This is a genomic window from Blautia hydrogenotrophica DSM 10507, assembly GCF_034356035.1.
GTDB classification, from domain to species: domain Bacteria; phylum Bacillota; class Clostridia; order Lachnospirales; family Lachnospiraceae; genus Blautia_A; species Blautia_A hydrogenotrophica.
The window spans coordinates 839,100-857,408 of sequence record NZ_CP136423.1 but is presented as its reverse complement, the minus strand read 5'-3'; the positions used below and the strand labels follow the sequence as shown (position 1 = coordinate 857,408).

15 protein-coding genes and 2 tRNA genes are annotated in these 18,309 nt (G+C 44.7%); all 17 read right to left on the bottom strand.

The genetic code is table 11. The annotated features are described in order from the left end of the window. Nucleotides 1-13: 13 nt before the first annotated feature. A complete protein-coding gene (cdd, locus tag BLHYD_RS04140; protein WP_005949127.1) occupies nt 14-406 on the bottom strand; it encodes a cytidine deaminase in 393 nt (130 codons plus the stop codon). A 212-nt stretch (nt 407-618) separates the two neighbouring features. Then, on the bottom strand, nt 619-1,395 hold the full coding sequence (gene udp, locus BLHYD_RS04135) for a uridine phosphorylase (RefSeq protein WP_005949125.1): 777 nt from the start codon (nt 1,393-1,395) through the stop codon (nt 619-621). 32 nt (nt 1,396-1,427) lie between these two features. Continuing rightward, a complete protein-coding gene (locus BLHYD_RS04130) occupies nt 1,428-1,910 on the bottom strand; it encodes a GNAT family N-acetyltransferase (RefSeq protein WP_005949122.1) in 483 nt (160 codons plus the stop codon). 40 nt (nt 1,911-1,950) lie between these two features. After that, on the bottom strand, nt 1,951-3,315 hold the full coding sequence (locus tag BLHYD_RS04125; RefSeq protein ID WP_005949121.1) for a sensor histidine kinase: 1,365 nt from the start codon (nt 3,313-3,315) through the stop codon (nt 1,951-1,953). A 13-nt stretch (nt 3,316-3,328) separates the two neighbouring features. Then, nucleotides 3,329-4,075: a response regulator transcription factor gene (locus BLHYD_RS04120; protein ID WP_005949120.1), complete on the bottom strand. Its 747-nt coding sequence runs from the start codon at nt 4,073-4,075 to the stop codon at nt 3,329-3,331. 299 nt (nt 4,076-4,374) lie between these two features. Further along, the gene (locus BLHYD_RS04115; RefSeq protein ID WP_005949119.1) at nt 4,375-4,950 is read right to left on the bottom strand and encodes a sugar O-acetyltransferase; all 576 of its coding nucleotides are present in this window, start codon (nt 4,948-4,950) and stop codon (nt 4,375-4,377) included. 290 nt (nt 4,951-5,240) lie between these two features. Continuing rightward, a complete protein-coding gene (gene mscL / locus BLHYD_RS04110; protein WP_005949117.1) occupies nt 5,241-5,645 on the bottom strand; it encodes a large conductance mechanosensitive channel protein MscL in 405 nt (134 codons plus the stop codon). Nucleotides 5,646-5,752: 107 nt separating this feature from the next. After that, nucleotides 5,753-6,688 (bottom strand): translation elongation factor Ts, encoded by a 936-nt coding sequence (tsf, locus tag BLHYD_RS04105; protein ID WP_021844582.1) that lies wholly within the window; start codon nt 6,686-6,688, stop codon nt 5,753-5,755. Between the two features lie 26 nt (nt 6,689-6,714). After that, complete coding sequence (rpsB, locus tag BLHYD_RS04100) at nt 6,715-7,461, bottom strand: 30S ribosomal protein S2 (RefSeq protein WP_021844581.1); 747 nt, start codon at nt 7,459-7,461, stop codon at nt 6,715-6,717. A gap of 325 nt (nt 7,462-7,786) precedes the next feature. After that, nucleotides 7,787-9,835 carry a DUF6449 domain-containing protein gene (locus BLHYD_RS04095; RefSeq protein WP_040350640.1) on the bottom strand — a complete coding sequence of 683 codons (2,049 nt, stop codon included), beginning with the start codon at nt 9,833-9,835 and terminating at the stop codon, nt 7,787-7,789. Continuing rightward, the gene (locus tag BLHYD_RS04090; RefSeq protein ID WP_021844579.1) at nt 9,810-10,712 is read right to left on the bottom strand and encodes an ABC transporter ATP-binding protein; all 903 of its coding nucleotides are present in this window, start codon (nt 10,710-10,712) and stop codon (nt 9,810-9,812) included. The genes BLHYD_RS04095 and BLHYD_RS04090 overlap by 26 nt, the downstream gene beginning before the upstream one ends. Continuing rightward, a complete protein-coding gene (locus tag BLHYD_RS04085; RefSeq protein WP_005949102.1) occupies nt 10,709-11,080 on the bottom strand; it encodes a GntR family transcriptional regulator in 372 nt (123 codons plus the stop codon). The genes BLHYD_RS04090 and BLHYD_RS04085 overlap by 4 nt, the downstream gene beginning before the upstream one ends. A gap of 434 nt (nt 11,081-11,514) precedes the next feature. Beyond that, a complete protein-coding gene (locus BLHYD_RS04080) occupies nt 11,515-12,831 on the bottom strand; it encodes an aspartate kinase (protein WP_021844577.1) in 1,317 nt (438 codons plus the stop codon). Nucleotides 12,832-13,324: 493 nt separating this feature from the next. Beyond that, nucleotides 13,325-13,410 (bottom strand) — tRNA-Leu (locus BLHYD_RS04075). Nucleotides 13,411-13,478: 68 nt separating this feature from the next. After that, a tRNA-Tyr gene (locus BLHYD_RS04070) sits at nt 13,479-13,560 on the bottom strand. 269 nt (nt 13,561-13,829) lie between these two features. Beyond that, nucleotides 13,830-15,932, bottom strand: coding sequence for a glycoside hydrolase family 13 protein (locus tag BLHYD_RS04065; protein ID WP_005949093.1), 2,103 nt, complete (start codon nt 15,930-15,932; stop codon nt 13,830-13,832). Between the two features lie 546 nt (nt 15,933-16,478). Then, nucleotides 16,479-18,266, bottom strand: a complete 1,788-nt coding sequence (gene ftsH / locus BLHYD_RS04060) for an ATP-dependent zinc metalloprotease FtsH (protein ID WP_005949091.1) — start codon at nt 18,264-18,266, stop codon at nt 16,479-16,481. Nucleotides 18,267-18,309: the final 43 nt, after the last annotated feature.

The window sequence follows — 18,309 nt, the reverse complement described above, 5'->3', positions numbered from 1 at the left end:
AGTCAAGAAGAAATTACTCCAGACTATCTGCCCCAAAGGCCCAGGGTAAAAGTTCCCGAATACTCGTGGTCTTCGCCACCCCATCGCTCATCAGATAAATTGGCGTATCCGGGTCCAGCAGTTCCGCCAAGACTTGACGGCAAGCCCCGCAGGGAGTCACCAATGTCCTTCCCTCACTGACAATCGCCAGCTCTTCGATATCTTCCTTCCGATATCCCCGGGAATACGCGCCATATACCGCGTTTCTCTCCGCACACATACTCGACCCATAAGCCGCGTTCTCCACGTTGGCCCCGGGAATGAACTCCCCGTCTGCCAGTTTCACACAGGCACCCACACGATAATTTGAATAGGGGGCATACGCATTTTCCATGGCCTCGTAAGCTTTTATCAAAATTTCTTTCATTTTCCAACCCTCGTTTCAATCTGAACAAAGTGGGTAAGCACATTCCAGCTCTCCTTCCCCTCAGTCTTTGAGGGGCGCGTCCCACTTTACGCGCCGCCGTAACACCGCTTTGCGGTGCACTACCTTATTGCAATGTGCGCATCCTTAGCGGAGCGTTTATGTGATAGGAAAAAACTTTCACGCATTAGCGTAACAAGTTTTTTCTCATCCCATTAAAAAGTCTGCTGCTCCTGGCGAATCAAAATTCTCAATGCCTCCACCGCAGTCTGAATCGCCCTTTCCGTGTCATGCACCACGGGATTTTCCAACCCTGCTTTTTCTCTCTCCTGGTTTGCCATAGTCAAAAATACCGCCCCACAGCGCACCCCCAGGGCTGCGCCCACGGTGAACAGAGCGGCTCCCTCCATCTCTGACGCCAGGCAGCCCAAACGTTTCCACGCCTCCCACTTCGCACTCAGCTCATAGCCTACTGGACTCGCTTCAGGGGAATGCTGTCCATAAAAAGAGTCTTTGCTCTGAACTACGCCCACATGGTATCTCTGTCCCAGCTTCCTCGCTCCCTCCGCCAGAGCAGACACCACCCGGAAATCTGCCACGGCGGGATACTCGATGGGAGCATACTCTCGGCTAGTCCCCTCCATACGCACAGAGCCTAGGGCAATCACTGTATCTCCGCTTTGAATCTGCTTCTGCATCCCGCCGCAAGTGCCCACGCGGATAAAGGTGTCCGCTCCTGCTTTCACCAGCTCCTCCACCGCAATCGCCGTGGACGGGCCTCCGATTCCCGTGGAAGTCACGCTCACCTTTTGTCCATCCAAAAAACCGGTGTAAGTCACGAATTCCCGGTTATCCGCCACAAATCGGGAGTCCTCAAAATGTTTTGCGATTTTTTCACACCGTTTAGGGTCTCCCGGAAGAATCACATATCTTCCCACATCCCCTTTTTTAAGTCCAATGTGGTATTGAAGCCCTTCTTCTGCGTATTTCATACCTTCACCTCTCCTTTTTACATTTTTCTATCTTAAAAAATCAAACTCATATCATACCAGACTGCCCCTCCATGGACAGACTGGGAAACTCCCTCATTTCGGTATCCAAACCTTTCATAAAACGGCAAGAGTTCCTCCTTGCAGGTCAGAATACACCCCTTCCTGCCCTGGACCTTCGCGTCTGCAATGACCTGACGCATCACCAAAGACGCATACCCTTGTCCCTGGTACTCAGGAAGCGTATTCACACCAAAAATCGCCTGCCATTCCCCGCCTTCCTCATGAAGCTCCGCTCGACAAAACATCTCGTCGCGGATGGTTCGCTCATTGGTCACCATGCCATTGATGAAGGTAACTATTTTTCCTTTTTTTTCCAAGATCCAAAAATGATCTGGGTAAACCTCCAGCCTTCTTCTCATCTCCTCGGCTGACGCAGCCTCCGCCTCCGGAAAACAGCGTGCCTCAATCCTCGCAAGTTCCTTCAAATCCCCAGCCATAGCTGTTCTGATTTTCATTTTGTTTCCTCCAATCTTTTTGCCTCACACTTTGGTCTTCTCACGGAAGGGGAATCTGAATTGTCACTCGATGTCCGTCCTCCTCAATCTCAAGCCTTCCTCCATGGGCATTTACAATCTGCTTGACAATCCTAAGCCCCATGATATGTCTCTTTGGCTCTTCTCCCCCTTCATTGATATAACGACAGATCTCAGCCGGTATCCCCTGGCCCGTGTCTGTGACCGCCACCCTCATCCACTTTTTCGAGCAGTCCGCCTCCACGTCAATCTCACAGCCTTCTTCGTTGTGCCGGACACAGTTGCCAATTACATTTCGAAAGGCCCTGGCCATCAACTTCTCATCCATCTTCAAGTTCAGAGATTCAAACTCCCTGCTGACGCGCAGCTGAATCGGATAGCTCCCCTCCTCCATAACAATGGAATTCAGCAAGTCCGCAACCGCTTTGCGCAAAATTTGAACCGGATACACCTGCTCCATCCTCAGAGGTTGCATATGATATTCCAGCTTTGAAGTAAGGTTCAAATCTTCAATCAGATCTCGAATTTTCAGACTTTCTTGCCGTATCACAGACGCTTCCTTCCGAATCTTCTCATCTGTGCAGGCCTGCTCCTCCAACAGATTGGAGTACCCCAGTACCAAAGACAGTGGAGTTCTGATATCGTGGGACACTCCGCTAATCCACTCTGTGCGGGCCTCATCCCGTCTGCTCAGCATTTTAGCCTGTTTTTTCAGCTTATCGGAAGTCTGATTAATGCTGCGAGCAAACTCCCGCATACTTCCAGTCTCTGACAAGAGAACCTCCCGACCGGCAGCCAGATCTTCCATAGCTACTGTGAAAACCATCATTTTACGGTAATAGCGATATCCCAGAAATCCAATGGTCAGCAGAGTGAAAAGAATAAAAATCAGAAAAGCATTCCTAAACAGCGAAAGTGTCATATAGAAAGTATCAAAATCCTGATAGAAACTGTAGCGAAAGACGCTTCCCGCAGGATAACCGAGCACCAGGAGCTGCCCATTGATCTCCCAGGACGTCACTGGATAATCTCCCAGATACCATCTCGAAAAACTTGCTATTTCCGCCGCTGAATAATTGTGATTCAATTCCCTGGGAAGACGATAACTCCAGGTAATCTCTCCTCCCTCATTTAAAAGCATCAAAAATTCCGCCCCGGCCTGCTTTGCCATTTCCTCCACCTGCCGTACATTCACAATTTCCTTGTCCGCATTCAATTTCATATTCTCAGCCAGCGTCTGTACCGAGTATTTTTGAAAATTTTCACTTTTCACATAACTCTTTCCCGCCGACCACGCAACCATGGCAAAGACCAGACTTAAAAAAAGGAAAATAATCGCCACCGCCGAGCCTGTATACTTCAAATATATCTTAATCAAGCCTTTCATCTATGCCTTCCTCTCACTCTTTTAAAAGCCGATATCCCAATCCTTTCACGGTAATCAAATACCGGGGACTGGAGGGATTTTCCTCAATTTTCTCCCTCAGCTTTCGGATATGTACCATCAGGGTATTTTCATATCCATAGTAGTTTTCACCCCACACAGATTCTGAGAGCAGATCAAAGGTTAGAATTCTGCCTCGATTCTCCAAAAACAGCTTCAAAAGCTGAAATTCCTTGTTGGTCAGTCCCAGCTCCTTCGTCTGACTGCCGTCAGGAATCCGTACCACACCGGCTGCCAAATCCACCTCTCTCTCCCCAATCTGATACCTTAATTCCTCCCAGGAATCCTCCTCTCGATAAGTTCTCCGAAGAATCGCCGCCACACGCAGAGTCAACTCCTTTGGCAGAAACGGTTTTGTCATATAGTCATCCGCCCCTAAGCCAAGCCCGGTAATCCTATCTTCATTCCCGTCTCTGGCAGAGAGAAACAATACGGGCAGATCGGTGCGCTTTTGGATTCTCTGAAAAAAGGAGAAGCCGTCCTCTCCTGGAAAGTTCACATCTAAAATCATAAGATCTGGTTTTTCTCTTTGAATCTCCATCTCGGCACCCGCACAGCTATAGACAGCTCTGACCTGCTCATAGCCTTCTTTTCGCAGGATACCCTCCAACAGTTCACAGAGCTCACGATTATCATCCACAATCAGTAATTTTGCCTGTCTCATCCTTTTTACGTTACTGGATGCAGTAACTCTCACCTCCATCTCTTTTCTATATTATAAGTATATTTTCATCCTCTTAAAAGTCCTGATTTCGAAAATTAAGGGAAATTTAAGAGAGAATGCTGGATTTGCGCTGTTTCGCGTATCCTTAGTGGAGCATCTATGTTATAGGAAAAGCCTTGTCACACCTCAACGTGACAAGGCTTTCCTATAACATAAAAAAACTGCTAACAATATTATTATCTAACAGTCTTTAGTCTTTGTTGTTCTACCGATACCCAGCAACTCTGTCCAACAAAGTCTTCATCTGTCCCACCATCTCGTATAGTAGATCAGTGCAATCACTTCCGCCTCCCTATTTCTTTTATAACCTTGGCTGGAACCCCGCCTGCTATCACTCTTGGCGGAATATCTTTTGTCACCACTGCTCCGGCAGCTACAATCGCTCCATCTCCGATGGTAACTCCTTGAGTTACCGTCACGTTTGCTCCAATCCAGACATTTTTCCCAATGTAAATCGGCTTTGGAAGTAAATCCGCTCTGTGCTCTGGGTCTTGTTCATGATTCAACGTAGCCAGAGTGACGCAGTGACCAATCAACGTACCGTCGCCGATATAAATACCACCTTGGTCCTGAAAATGACAGCTGGAATTGATGAAAACCTGTCTGCCCAAATGTATATTTTTACCGCAGTCCGTGTAAAAAGGCGGAAACAGGCCAAAACTCTCATCTACCTCTTTTCCTATCAGCTCTGAGAATAGCTCTCGAATTTCCTCCGGTTCATGGTACCCTTGATTCAGACATGCCGTCACCTTCATCGCCTCAAAACTTAGCTTTGTCATATACCGATGTGTCTCTGAACCCGCAGCAATTTTCTCACCCGAATTCATTATTTCAATAAATCTCCCTGTCTCCATAAATGCCCGTCTCCTTTCTCACCCATCTTTATACTACACAATACCTCTGCATCGCCTCAATGGACATTTTACACTCAGAAGGCGTGGTTATCAAATACTTGTACTTAATAAATTTATATAGTCCTCGTCCATACGATCTTCCAAACTTAACTTTAAACACATTTCTTAAGTTTATTCGCAGATTACATTCCTATTTTTTACTCTTTCTATTAATATATCATTTCCTAAAAAAATCCTTGAAACTCCCCGTTTTACGGAATTTCAAGGATTAACCTCAGCGTTCTTTTATCCTATTTTTCCTCCAGCACGGAAGTACAATGGGCACACCGCGTAGCTTCAAGAGGAATTTCACTCAGACAAAATGGACATACTTTCGTAGAAATCTTTTCAACCGCCTCCTCTTTCTTCTGCCCTAGCGACATCAATTTGTTGATTCCTTTTAAAAGGCAAAATAACACAAACGCCAGAATCAAAAAATTCACAAAATCCGATATAAATTTTGATCCAAAACCGGCGATATTCTGTAAAGTATAAGTTTCTGCCCCTGTTATGAAATTCAAAAGCGGATTAATACCATTATCGGTAAGAGATGTCACAATTCCTGTAAATCCACCACCGATAATAACACCAACTGCCATATCCATCATATTTCCCCTGAGAGCAAATGCTTTAAACTCTTCAATAAACTTTTTCATCTGTATATTATCTCCTTATCATCTCGCAATTCAGACAAAACCCGTGGGTATTATTCCCACGGGTCTCACTCACTTCGTTATAAATATATTTGGGATTTAAAATTCTCTCAATTTCCTGCCATCTGTTTTGCGACTTCCTCAGCAAAGTTCTCTTCTCTCTTCTCGATTCCCTCGCCGGTCTCCCAACGAACAAAACCTTTGATCGTGATCTTTGCATTGTTTTCTTTTGCAACGCTCTCAACGTATTTGCCAACCGGCTGTTTTCCGTCTTCAGCCTTTACATATACCTGATCCAGCAGACAGATCTCTTTCAGCTCTTTATTGATACGTCCCATAACCATACCATTGATGATCTTATCGTTTGCATCTGGTTTCTCATTCTTAGCCTGTACAGTCAGAATCTCTTTTTCATGCTCGATATAAGAAGCGTCCACCTCATCTCTGCTGGTATACAGAGGTTTCAAAGCTGCACACTGCATAGCCACGTTCTTAGCCATCTCGCGAACTGCATCGTTCACAACATCAGTCTCGACATCCACAAGCACGCCGATTTTTCCACCCATATGAGTATAAGAAGCGACAAAACCATTTTCCTCAGTCATCTGATAGAATCTGCGGATGTTCATATTCTCACCGATCACTGCGATCTGTCCAGCCAGAGCTTCATTTACAGTCTTAGAAGTATCGAACTTCCATGGCTCAGCCAGAAAAGCCTCGATATCTGTTGCGCTGGTATCCATAGCCTGCTCAGCCACCTGTGCCACATAATTCTGGAATTTCTCATTCTTCGCAACGAAGTCGGTTTCCGCATTGACCTCAACGGCAACTGCCTTTTTGTCATCAGCAGATACTAGAACTTTTACCAGACCTTCAGCCGCAATACGGCTGGCTTTCTTCTGTGCGGTAGCCAGTCCTTTTTCTCTCAGGAACTCGACTGCTTTATCCATATCGCCTTCTGTCGCTGTAAGAGCCTTCTTACAGTCCATCATTCCGGCGCCGGTCATCTCTCTTAACTCTTTTACCATTGCTGCTGTGATAGCCATCTCAAATTCCTCCTAATTTTATGTTCTTACTCTTCCTCAGCCTGTGTCTCTTCCACAAACTCTTCCTCGGTTACCTCTGCCTCCTCAGCAGTACCCTGGTTCGCCTCGATCACAGCATCTGCCATCTTGGATACGATCAGTTTTACCGCACGAATCGCGTCGTCATTTCCTGGAATTACATAATCCAGTTCTTCTGGGTCACAGTTCGTATCACAGATTCCGATCAGCGGAATCCCAAGGCTGTGAGCTTCCTGAACACAAATTCTCTCCTTCTTCGGATCTACAACAAAAATAGCATCTGGAATCTTCTTCATTTCTTTGATTCCGCCCAGGTTCTTCTGCAGCTTCGCCATCTCTTTTCTCAGCTCGATAACCTCTTTCTTAGGCAGAACATCAAACGTTCCATCAGCCTCCATAGCCTCAATCTCTTTTAATCTTCCAATTCTGCTCTGAATAGTCTTGAAGTTGGTCAGCATACCGCCCAACCATCTCTCATTTACATAGAACATTCCGCAGCGCTCTGCCTCAGTCTTGATGGCATCCTGAGCCTGTTTCTTAGTTCCCACAAACAGAATGGTTCCACCGTCTGCCACGATATCTGCTACTGCATTGTAAGCATCGTCAACCATTCCCACAGACTGCTGCAAGTCGATGATGTAGATACCGTTACGCTCGGTGTAGATATATGGAGCCATTTTCGGGTTCCATCTTCTGGTCTGATGTCCAAAATGAACACCTGCTTCTAAAAGTTGTTTCATTGAAATAACGCCCATTTTAAAAATCTCCTTTTGGTTTTTCTTCCGCATAATTCCTATTTTTCTGAAACCTGCCGACGTTTTACAGGCACCGTTCTTCAAAATCCTTATGCGTGTTTATTTTTTTGCGACTCTCAGAGTATAGCACAAAACCTTTACTTGCGCAAGCTCTTTTCCCGGAAAATGCCCAAAATATGCCGCTATCCACACTTTTATTCTCTTTAATTTTAATAAAGCTGGGAAATGAACAGCTCTCACTTCCCAGCTTTCAGTATCCCCCTGATAATAAAATAAAATTAACCGTCTTTTTTATCAAGGTTTACAAAGGGTGTCTCATATTACCTTATTCTTCAGGCACTAAATAATACCCATAGCGAATATTCTGTTCTGAACCAGCCTTATCCTTTAATACGATTTCCACATTCCGACTGAGATCTCTTACATCCAACCATGCTGTCCAAGTATTCGCCAACTTCAGTCTAGGAAGCAGTTTCTTGATATCTTCCTGGTTTGTATATGTCTCCATCTCTTCTTGGTTCTCTTCATCCCATTGATAGATATTAATCTGTTCGATCTGAGACAATTTCAACTCATCCTTTGGCTCAATTCCCAGTTCTTTCAGATATTCACAAGTTCTGCTGAATCCTGGATAAATCAGTAGTGCCTCATTTCCATACCCATCGCTACTAAACATTGTGGATATTATATTGCTGTACGAGACATTGAGAACGCCTATGGGTTCTTCCTCAAAGACTGAGCTATCTGCTTCCTGTACGTCCTGAGCAAGCAAGCTTAAAAGCTTATTCTTTTCCTGGCCGGTTTTCATCGCAATTTCACCTTGACTGTACACAGTATAATAAACACCGTTTTCATAGCCGATATCCGTCACATATTTGCTTTTCTCTTCTAACTGAGGGTAAAGCGCCTCTTTCAGCTGTCCTGTCTTCGGAATAGTCTGAGCAGCCTCTTTTAGAGCTTCCTGCATCACACTATAGGATCTATATACCTTCTTTCCGTTTTTCAGGCAATAGCGTACTTGAATCTGTATCTCCTCGTTCTCCGATGTTTTTTCATCCAAATTATTTATCGTGTTCTCAATCAAATCATACATTCTATCTCCGGCATCCAATTTCAAATAATCACTTTCGGAATCTGTATGATTCTCAAAAGTCACCAGATCTCCTTGTTTCGTCAAATGTACATGGTAACTCCCTGTCAGACTTTCTGAAGATACATCCAAACTTTCTAGCTTATCCTGGGCCGGAAGATAACGGTCATATCCTATCAAATCCGCTTTATAAATCACACAGATCACAGCGACCACAACCGCTGAAATTCCTAGGTGACCCAGATGTCTGAAAAACTTTCGAAAATCCGCATAATAGATCACTTCTATCACACCATGAATAATCACTAGCCCCACTACCATAGAGATTACCCACCAAATATTTTGGTGCTTTATTACCATCTCATGTCCTATAAGTCCCATAATCAAAACCAGAGGGATTTCAATGAAATACTGAATGACACGCGCTGCCATAGAAAATGCCATAGAATGCCCTGCCGCTTCTGTAGGTCTCCTGTGATAGATCCAATAGTTTAAGATCAAAAGCAAAATTCCCACTGTCAAACCGCCAATCAGCAATACCAGCACAGATTCTCCATTTCTATTTCTGTCAGCTACATTTACCCACCAGCTCAATGGAGAACCATAATTTTCCAGCACCTTGAAAATTCCGCCTGCCTTTGCATACTCAGCTGCACAAGTCTTGAAAAATACTGATTCATATCCTTTGAACATCTGCATAAGCGCAGGCATATAGACAAGCAGTACGCAGGAACCCAATATTCCAACCAACACTCTGCCTGTCAACATCATTGCCAGTAAACTGACCCCATAGACCAACAAAAACAGCACAGAATACCCCACAATATTTAGCAAACCAAGTTTTACGAAGTGAAAACTGAAATAGCCATGTGAAGCTCCCACGCAAATTGCAAGAAAAACAGCTAAAATTAGCGGTACGATAAAGCTTAGCAATCCAGCCCACACATGCTGCCAATAAATCTGTCCTCGCTTGACCGGAAGGCTGTGATAACAATCCAACTTCTTCTTAGAATGAAGATATTCAAATCCTGCCACTGCACAGATCAATCCTGCCACCACTGCCACAATCCCTGTGTGCATGTTCATTCCTGAGACAGCCAGAAATCTCTCATATCCTCTCTGAATCATCTCATAAGTAAGTTTTTGGTCACACCACAAATCAAATTGAATCATCAGATAAATTGGATATAAGACAATCAATCCTACCGTCACCAGCGCTGGAATCCATATCCGTTGTTTCAAGTTCTCTTTCACCATACTAGAAGAGAAGATTCTTGACTTCATAGCCAGCCACCTCCGTTTCGCTGATAAAGATTTCTTCCAAGGTTAACGGGATGATTTCGCAGAAAAGCGGATTTTTGCTCTGAATTCTCTCCATAATTTCTGTCTTCGTCCCTCTCGCCGTAATCATAAGTAAAGATCCCTGTCTCTCACATGCCAGGATGTCCAACTCTTTTCTAAGCTGTTCCTCCATTCGCTCTTCTGTCAGCACGCATTGAACTTTGTGGATATGGAACTTCATATCCTCTAAATCTCTCGACAGCAAAATTCCTCCTTGGTGCAGCAGACCCACATGGTCACAGATATCCTCTAATTCCCTTAAATTGTGAGATGCTATTACCGGTGTAAAATTTCTATTTAAAATTTCTGAAGCCATCAGGCTTTTTACAGCCTGACGCATCACAGGGTCTAACCCGTCAAAAGTCTCGTCACACAGCAAGTATTTGGTATTGGCATTCAACCCCAAAAGCAGACTGAGCTGCTTTTTCATGCCTTTGGAAAATGTATGTATTTTCCGGTCACTTTTCAGATTAAACTGCGAGAGCATTTTATAAAATCTTGTGGAGTCAAAAGCCGGGTAATATCTGCGATAAAACTCTTCCATCGCTGAGGGCGTGGCGTTTGCCGGAAAATAGCTATCATCAGATATATAAAATACCTGCTCTTTCATTTTGGGATTTTCATAAATCTGCTCTCCATCCACCGTGATTTCTCCTTCATCCGGTCTGAGGATTCCACAGATCATCCGCATCAACGTACTTTTTCCTGCACCATTGGTTCCCACCAATCCAAAAATTTCCCCTTCTACTATCTTCATCGTCAAATCCGAAACTGCCTGCACATCCTCGAACCTTTTGTTTATCTCTTTTATCTCAATCATAAGCCTTCCTCCTCATAATATGCTGCTACCTGTTCCAGCAATTCTTCTTTGGAAATTCCCAGCTTCTTACAGAGGCGCACTATCTTTTTCAAATCCCTGTAATATAATTCTTTTTGGCGTTGAATCAATTCCGCATTTGGCGAGACAAAATTCCCCCGGCCTTTGACAGGGTATATGAACCCTTGCTGTTCCAATTCCGCATAAGCCCGCTGTATTGTGTTTGGATTAATAGACAGCTCCATAGCCAGCTTTCTTACCGATGGAAGCTGACTATCCGGAGCAAGAACTCCTCGGACTATGAGGAGCTGAATTTTCTCCACCACTTGTTCATAGATGGGCCTTCTATCTTGATAGTCCAATATAATCATGGCATAGCTCCTTTCCCGGCAATATAATCGGCATGTATTCCGTGTTTTAAGTGTATTATATATCTTAGTACACTCATTATAGTTTATTCTGCCTTTTCTGTCAACACAAAAATGAAAGCAAAGTGGACCTCTCACGCTAATATTTGAAAAATTCTTTCCTCTAACAAACAAAGTGGACAAGCCCACTTTAACTCCCCCATCCCCTCAATCTTTGAGGGGTGCAGTCCCACTTTGCGCGCCGCCGCAACACCGCCTTGCGGTGAAATTCCTTATTTCAGCGTGCGCATCCTGAGCGGAGCGTTTATGTAATAAGAAAGGGCTTTCACACATTAGCGTGACAAGGTCTTTCCTATAATAAATAACACCACCCCTGGCTCTTTAACCAGGAATGGTGTCACAATCCTCTCTCAGCTCTCGCTGGCAGTTCTGCTCTTCTATTTATTTTCTACAAAAGCTCTATAAATTGCCTTGATCGCAGTATTGAAATCACGGTCTTCTATACCAATAATAATGTTCAGTTCACTAGAACCCTGGTCAATCATCTTCACATTGACTTTTTCTTTTGCCAATGCTTCAAAGATTTTACCTGCTGTACCACTGCTGGATTTCATTCCACGGCCTACGACTGCAAGCAAAGCCAAATCTGATTCCATCTCCACAAAATCTGGCTGAACAGCCCGATGAATTGCTGCAATCACCTGTTGCTCTTTATCTTCGAATTCCTCCTGGTGAACGTAAACAGTCAACGTGTCAATCCCTGAGGGCATATGTTCAAAGGAAACTCCGCAGTTTTCAAAAGCTTCCAACACTTTTCTGCCAAAACCAATCTCCGAATTCATCATTGACTTCTCAATATTGATAGAACAGAAGCCTTTTTTACCCGCAATACCTGTGATGGTATACTTCGGCTTTTTGCATGTACTTTCCACAATCATCGTTCCTGGATCCTGTGGAGCATTGGTATTTTTGATATTGATCGGTATACCTTCTTTGCGCACTGGGAAAATCGCATCTTCATGGAGGACCGTAGCCCCCATATAGGACAGTTCTCTTAATTCTCTGTAAGTAATCGTCTCGATGGATTCTGGGTCTTTTACGATTCTTGGATCGGTTATCAAAAATCCTGATACATCCGTCCAATTTTCATACAGATCTGCATGAATAGCGCTGGCCACAATAGAGCCAGTTACATCCGAACCACCTCTGGAAAAGGTCTTAATTGTCCCGTCTGGTTTAGCCCCATAGAATCCAGGCACCACTGCATTTTCACAGACACTCAGCCTTTTCCCCATCAGTTCCTGGGTTTTTTCAGCTAAAAAGTTTCCATTTTCATCAAAGCAAATTCCTTCCGACGGGTCCACGAACTCATATCCCAAATAAACTGCCATAATTTTTCCATTGAGATATTCCCCTCTGGAAGCTGCGTAGTCTTCACCCGCCTTATTTTTAAAGTTTTCCTCGATCACCTGAAATTCCTCGTCCAGAGACATATTCAGTTCCAGCCCATCAATGATCTCATTATATCTTTCTTTTATTACCTTCAATTCATTGGCAAACTCTTTGCCCGCTGCCGCAAGCGCATAACATCCATACAGCATATCCGTCACTTTCACGTCATCTGAGTAACGCTTTCCAGGTGCGGACGGCACCACATACCGCCTGCTGGCATCACTGTGGATAATATCACCGACTTTTTTAAACTGCTGAGCATTGGCCAGCGAACTTCCTCCGAATTTTACCACTTTTCTCATCTTTTTCGGTTCCTCCTCATCTCTTCTGAATAAGTCTATCTTAGTGGTTTCCATTGAAAATGTCCAGTAAAAATTTCTGCTCAGATCATTTTTCACTTTTGCCCTCAGTTTTCTTCTCATCCATGTCCGCCAGCAGGAAAGGAAAGGTATTATGTGAATTGAACATATTCGAATCATATGAGAGAACAAAGTGGGCAAGCCCACTTCAACTCCCCACCCCTCAATCTTTGCGGGGCGCGTCCTACTTTGCGCGCCGCCGCAACACCGCCTTGCGGTGAAATTCCTCATTGTGGCGTGTGCATCCATAGCGGAGCGTTTATGTTATAGAAAAGGGTTTTCACGCTTCAGCGTGACAAGATCTTTCCTATAACAGGACAAAAAGGGGATTTTCGTCCCCTTTTTCCCTACCGGCAAATAACGTAGAAAAAAGCTGAAACCCTTGATTTTCCAAGGAATTTCAGCTTTTCTCTTATTACTCTCACTCATAAAAAACTGCCGCAGACCGGAATCGAACCGGTACGAAGTTTAACCCTCGCAGGATTTTAAGTCCTGTGCGTCTGCCAGTTCCGCCACTGCGGCATCTCTTGTGCTTCCTCAGCTCCCCACGGACATGCACACTTGGTACTGTCCCGCTAGCCTCGCACAAATGGACGGGGGTGGATTCGAACCACCGAAGCAATTTGCAGCAGATTTACAGTCTGTCCCCTTTGGCCACTCGGGAACCCGTCCGTGTACTCTAATGATACAAGCCTCATCATTTCTGACGGGTATAATTATATAAGATTCTTTGCAAAAAAGCAAGGGTTTTCTCTATTTCTTTTGTATTTATTGTAACATTTCGTTACAGTCCAGATCTCCAATATCCCGCAAGGTGTTTTGTACATTTTGTACAAAAATCCCGAGACATATTCGCGCCAGACTGCTGTTTACAGCAGTTTGTGTGCGTCGCAAAGCGTGTTACTGTTCACGAGCCGCAAGTGAGTGAACAGTAACAACGTTTAGTCCTTATGATAGAGTACAACCGCACTGTAAGCCGGAAGCTTTAGCCGCAAAACTCCTGCGATGGCCGTACAGGTAATCGGTTCCACCGTAAATCCCTCTCTGGTAGTCATCACCAATTGTCTCAAATCCTCATTGTAAAATCTCGAAATTCCTACATTCCAGACAGGAATTTCCACTTCATTTTCTTTCTCATCGTTGTTGACAGAAACAATCACCTGCTCATCAAAGGAAAATCTTCCATAACTCAGCGTTTGATATCCATTCTGCAAAAATAGTAGAGAACCTGACTTCAGCACTTCATACTTTTTGTGAAGCTGAATCATTATCTTATGAAAGGCCAAAAGTTCCTGGTTCTCTCTTCCCCAAGGGTAAGTACGCCGATTGTCAGGATCGGTAAACCCACAGACACCTACCTCATCTCCGTAATAGACAGTAGGTGCCCCCGGCCATGTCATCTGAATTACCACCGCTTCGCGCATCACCGCCGGATTAATCCCCTCTTCTGCCGCATAGTGCCCAAGATGCTGAACTCTTCCCACCTTCCGGTTTGTTCTCGTCAAAAACCTGGAATGATCATGGTTTGACAGTTCATTCATTGCCGTCTGCAAAGAACCTGTGTGAAAATTCGACATATGCGTTTTCATCGCGCCGATAAAAGCATCACTGTTTCCTAGAAGATCATGCCGATACTCGTCGCTGTGTTTCTCCATACCTGTCAGAAACCAGGTCACTGGCTCCATAAACGCATCGTAGTTCATCACCGTGTCCCATTCATCTCCCCGCAGCCATCCTCTGGAATCTCCATAGTGCTCTGCTAAAATAATTGCTTCTGGATTTGCCTCTTTCACAGCTTTGCGAAAATCTTTCCAAAATCGGTGATTAAACTCATTCCCATATCCTAAATCTGCCGCCACATCCAGGCGCCATCCGTCTGTATTATAGGGCGGAGATACCCATTTCTTTCCAATATCCAAAATATACTGATACAATTCTGGTGAATTTTCATAGTTGAGCTTCGGAAGGGTATCAAAAGCCCACCATCCATCATAGGTAGGGTTATAAGGCCATCTGCTCTCATCAAAAAACTTAAAATAAGAACGGTAAGGGCTATCCGCAGACACATACGCCCCCTTAGGGTACCCTTCCTGACCTTCGTAGATTCTCTCCCGATCCATCCACTTATTGAAAGAACCACAGTGGTTGAACACTCCGTCTAAGATAATTCTCATTCCACGGGCATGAACCTCCTCCACCAACCGAGCTAAAAGCTGATTGCTGGCCTCTAGATTTTCCTTATTAGTCACCCGCTGAATATATTTTGTCGCACGTATATTTTCTCGGTCTCCCTCGTGAAGACATTCCCCGCCGTCGCTGACAATTTTCCCATAGTGAGGGTCTACATAGTCATAGTCCTGACAGTCGTATTTATGGTTACTCGGAGATACAAAAATCGGATTCAAATAGAGTACCTCTACTCCCAAATCCTGCAAATAGTCCAATTTATTTAGGATTCCCTGCAAGTCTCCACCATAGAACTCTCTGACGCCCATCATAGCCGGCAACTTTTCCCAATCGTCAACCTTCACACTGTAGTCACCAATGTAAAAATACTCCCTGGTCTCCACATCGTTGGTTTTGTCACCGTTGCAGAAACGGTCCACATAAATCTGATAGAAAACAGCCCCTTTGGCCCAGTCAGGAGTTTTAAAACCTGGCCGTATCACAAAAGCATTTTCTTCTTGGGGCTCCAGACAGACCCCCAGTTTGTGGTAATAACAGGTAAGCTGCCCAGAATGAATCTCAAAATAATAACGGCACTCTTTCTCTCCCAGGGAAATCTTCGCCGTGTAGTAATCAAAACCCTTATCCGTCCTGCTGATATACATCTGCGTAGCCTCATGGTCATGAATTAAGTAGACATTATCCACGTTGTTGCGCAGAGTTCGAAAACGAATTTTTACCTCTTCTCCAATTTCCGGCTCCATCGGTATTCTATAATACTTACTTCCATCGCTAAATAAAGCGTCCTTGTTAAACACTGGACGCATCTGTAATATATATTGCTGAGTAATGATAGGATCTAAATCCCTTGAATTCATATAGCCATCCCCTTAATAGTCATCATTATTTATATTTTATCTTAATACACAAAAATATACAACATCTATTATCAAAAAGTTACAATCCCCTCTCAGTCTTGAGAGACATGTTCATCTTTAGTGGAACGTTTATATCATAGGGAAGAACTTTCACACATTAGGGACCAAGTGCTTTCCTATAACAGAACGAAATGGGCAAGCCCACTTCAACTCCCCCTTTCCTTCAATCTTAGGGGCGCATTCCACTTTGCGCGCCGAGCACAGCCGCCTGCGGCGGCTGCCTCTTGTGCGAGTGCACATCCACAGCGGAGCACTCATGTAATCGGAAAAATCTTTCACGCATCAGCGTGACAAGATCTTTCCTATGACATGAAAAAAGGCAGTCTTTCGACTGCCTTTTTTGGAGAAGGTATTTCTTCTTATGGGGTGTAGCAAAAACTATATAATGTATTGGGGGGTTTTTACGATGTTTATTATAGCAATGGTCAATCGAAAAGTGTGCATAAATATCACAAAATTTTAATTTATTTTTTGTGCATCTTTTTCCTACTTCTCTAAAACCACACCTTTTTCCTCTGTGAAAAGTGCTTCAAATTCGTCTCTGTGAATCTTTTCCTTTTCCAGGAGAAGCTTCGCACACTTATGGAGCACTTCTTCGTGGGACATAATCATCTCTCGTGCCTTTTCGTGGCAATCCTCCACAATACTGTGCACTTCGCTGTCGATCGTTTTCGCCACATCCTCACTGTAGCCTCTCGTGTGAGCCAGGTCTCTTCCGATGAACACTTCATCGCCGTCATTTCCATAGACCACCAATCCCACTTTTTCCGACATTCCGTACTTCGTCACCATGGCGTGAGCAGTACTTGTCGCCCGCTTGATATCATTGGAAGCCCCCGTCGTGATATCCCCGAAGATAATCTCCTCTGCCACGCGTCCTCCCAGCAGAACAGTGATATCCTGAAGCATTTTCTGTTTTGTATTAAACATCTCATCGTTCTCAGGCAGAGGCATTGTATAGCCGATCCCTGTAGGAATGATAGAAATCGTATAGACTGGCCCCACATCCGGCAGTAGGTGAAACAAAATCGCATGGCCTGCCTCGTGATATGCAGTAATCCTCTTCTCTTTTTCTGAGATCAGCTTGCTCTTTTTTTCCGCTCCAATGGCGACCTTGGTAAACGCGCCTTTAATATCTGCCTGTACCAGATATCCTCGATTCTGCTTAGCTGCCCCGATGGCTGCCTCGTTCAAAAGGTTCTCCAAATCCGCGCCGGTGAATCCCGCGGTGGTCTGAGCGATCTGTTTTAAGTCCACATCATCTCCCAAAGGTTTATCATGGGCGTGAACCTTCAGAATCTCTTCTCTGCCCTTCACATCCGGCCGTCCAACACCTACTTTTCTGTCAAAACGTCCAGGCCTTAAAATCGCCGGGTCCAAAATGTCCACGCGGTTTGTGGCCGCCATGACTATGATGCCCTCATTGACTCCGAAGCCATCCATTTCCACCAAAAGCTGATTCAACGTCTGCTCCCTCTCGTCATGACCTCCGCCCATTCCAGTTCCTCTCTGTCTGGCGACAGCGTCAATCTCATCAATGAAAATAATACAGGGAGCGTGTTTCTTGCCGTCCTCGAACAAATCACGGACTCTCGAAGCGCCCACGCCGACAAACATCTCTACGAAATCTGAACCGGAAATGGAAAAGAACGGAACCCCTGCTTCACCTGCTACTGCTTTTGCCAGCAGAGTTTTTCCAGTTCCAGGAGGGCCCACCAACAGGACTCCTTTCGGAATTCTAGCTCCAACCTTGGTATACTTCTGGGGCGCCTTTAGGAAGTCGACGACTTCCTGGAGGTCTTCTTTCTCCTCATCCAGCCCTGCCACATTGCTGAAAGTCACCTTTTTCTCATCCGGGCTTGTCATCTTTGCGCGGCTCTTTCCAAAGTTCATCATCTTTGCATTGCTCCCGCCGCCTCCGCCGGACATCTGACGATTCATCCACATAAAGACGAAGATAACGATACCCGCCACTAACAGAGATGGAAATACTGTAGACATAAATACACTATCCTGAGGCACATCGGAGATCACAGGGTCGATGGAGGAATCCCTCAGAATCTCCTCTACTTCCTTGACGTCCGTCACATAGAACTGTCTCTGCTCGCCATTTTTCAGCTCCACGCTCACTCTTCCGGTGGGAACCTGCCGATTCTGGTGGATGCTCACCTGTGACACCTGATTTTCATCGAGAGCCTTCTCCATCTGTTCCAGTGTATAGCTGCTCTGATCATTAATCTGTTCATTTAAGTACAAATAGCCTGCAATCATCATAATAATCAGTATGAGATATAGGCCGACTCTACTGGATTTTCTA